The sequence below is a fragment of the Gardnerella sp. 30-4 genome, from assembly GCF_001641215.1.
GTDB classification, from domain to species: domain Bacteria; phylum Actinomycetota; class Actinomycetes; order Actinomycetales; family Bifidobacteriaceae; genus Bifidobacterium; species Bifidobacterium leopoldii.
On sequence record NZ_LXJL01000086.1, the window covers coordinates 1 to 2,047 of the forward strand.

Annotated in this window: 2 protein-coding genes; both read left to right on the forward strand. The window is 41.6% G+C overall.

The window, feature by feature from the left end; genetic code table 11:
- The coding region (locus A5294_RS05120) for a sterol carrier family protein (RefSeq protein ID WP_064340618.1) at window positions 1–307 on the forward strand (307 nt) is incomplete at its 5' end.
- Between the two features lie 219 nt (window positions 308–526).
- Entirely contained in the window at window positions 527–1,966 is a 1,440-nt protein-coding gene (locus tag A5294_RS05125) for an aminopeptidase C (RefSeq protein WP_064340619.1), read from the forward strand.
- Window positions 1,967–2,047: the final 81 nt, after the last annotated feature.

Consider the following 2,047-nt stretch of genomic DNA (forward strand, 5'->3'; position numbering starts at 1 on the left):
TAGTAATATTTTAAATATCTCTTTAAGCGACGAAGCTTTAGCAGTTAGATATTCGTTATATCTTCTTGAAAATAAGGTGCCTGGGTGTGCAGTAGAAGTAAGAGTTGCGCCTTTTGGTGCAGTAAAAATTTTGGAAGGACCAGCTTCGGATCCGCATAATCTCACGCCGCCAGATGTTATTGAACTTGAGCCTAAAGTATGGCTTCGATTAGCGAGTGGTGTTACTAAATGGCATCAGGAACAGGACTTTGGCAACATAAGTGCAATTGGCGAGCGTGATGATTTAAGCGATATTTTGCCGTTGTAAGTTGGCTTTAAGCAGCTTAAATTGCGTATTTACAGCATGTATTTACAAATATCCTGGGCAAACAGTATTTCGAATGCCCAGGATACGTAAMTAAAATAATTWATAGTATTCAAGCAAATGCCGAAAATAGGCATAGACAAGAAACACACGCGAGACATTGAGCAGTATACAATATTTTTTATTCGTACTTTCAACTCTAAAAGGAGAATGAATAAGCTCATGGCTGAAAACATCAAAGCCGTAACTCTGGAACATGTAAAAAATTATTCCAAACATTTTAACGAACAGCGCGCAAATCTTCTCGCCGCGAATGCAGCAGTAACAAATGGTGTACTTAAAGCCGCAACAAGCTACCAAGGCAAGCGTGCTCTTCCTCGCGAATTCTCAATAGAATTAAAACAAGGCAGCATTACCAATCAGAAGCGCTCCGGACGCTGCTGGATGTTCGCCTCACTTAATACTTTGCGATACGAAGTAATGCATAAGTGGAATTTAGACGACTTTGAGTTTTCAGAAAGCTACCTATTCTTCTGGGACAAGATTGAAAAAGCAAACGCTTATTTGGAAAATGTGCTTTCAACACTTGATGAAGATGTTAATAGCCGACTTTTTGAGAGCATTAACTATGGTCCAATCGATGACGGCGGCTGGTGGCAAATGTTCGTCAACTTGGTAAACAAGTACGGACTTGTGCCAAAGAGTGCATATCCAGATTCACAGAACTCAGTCGACTCTGATGCATTCGTACAGTACATCAATACCAAGTTGCGCGAGTTTGCATACGAATTGCGTGAAGCTCATAAGAACGGAACTTCTTTGGAAGAATTGCGCGAAATGAAAGTTCGCGATTTGGAAACCGTTTATCGCATGACAACTATTGCCCTGGGTGAACCACCTGCACAGTTTGACTTCTTCGCGCGAACTAAAGATGACGACGATAAGAAGGACGGCGAAAAAGACGAAACCAAGAAAGATAGCGAGAAAACCAGCAAAGCTGACAAGCCAAAAACCGGCAAAGATGAGCGTCCAATGATTTGTGAATATGGAATTACTCCACTTGAGTTCGCAAAGAAGTACGTCCCAGTTGACGTAAACGACTTCGTAACAATATGCAACGCGCCTATGGAACGCACACCATTCAACAAGCTCTACCAATTCAAGTACAGCACCAACGTAGCTGAAACAAAGGAAATGGAATTTGTTAACGTTCCTCTCGATGTATTCAAAAAAGCAGCTGTAGACCAATTAAAAGATGGTCATCCAATCTGGTTTGCATGCGATTGCACACAGTTCTCCTTGCGTGACAGTGGATTCTTCGATCCTGCAGTTGTGCGCGTAGATGAATTGTTTGATGTGAAGTTTACATTCGATAAAGCTCACGGTTTGGAATATATGGATTGCCCAGGAAATCACGCAATGACATTCACTGGCGTAAATCTTAATAAAGATGGCGATCCAGATCGCTGGAAGATCGAGAACAGCTGGGGCAAGGATGCTGGCGAAGACGGCTATTATGTTGGCTCAGCAGAGTGGTTCGATCGTTATGTGAACGAAATAATCATCAACAAAAAGTACCTTGACAAAGAAACTTTAGCTGTATTGGATCAAGAACCAGTAATGCTTGAACCATGGGCGCCACTTTCGAAGCGTTGCCGTTAAATAGTTACCATTAAAATTAAGTTTGGTAACCGTGTGAGCGCAGATTGCTTTTGCAGTCTGCGCTTTTATTGTTGTTTTATT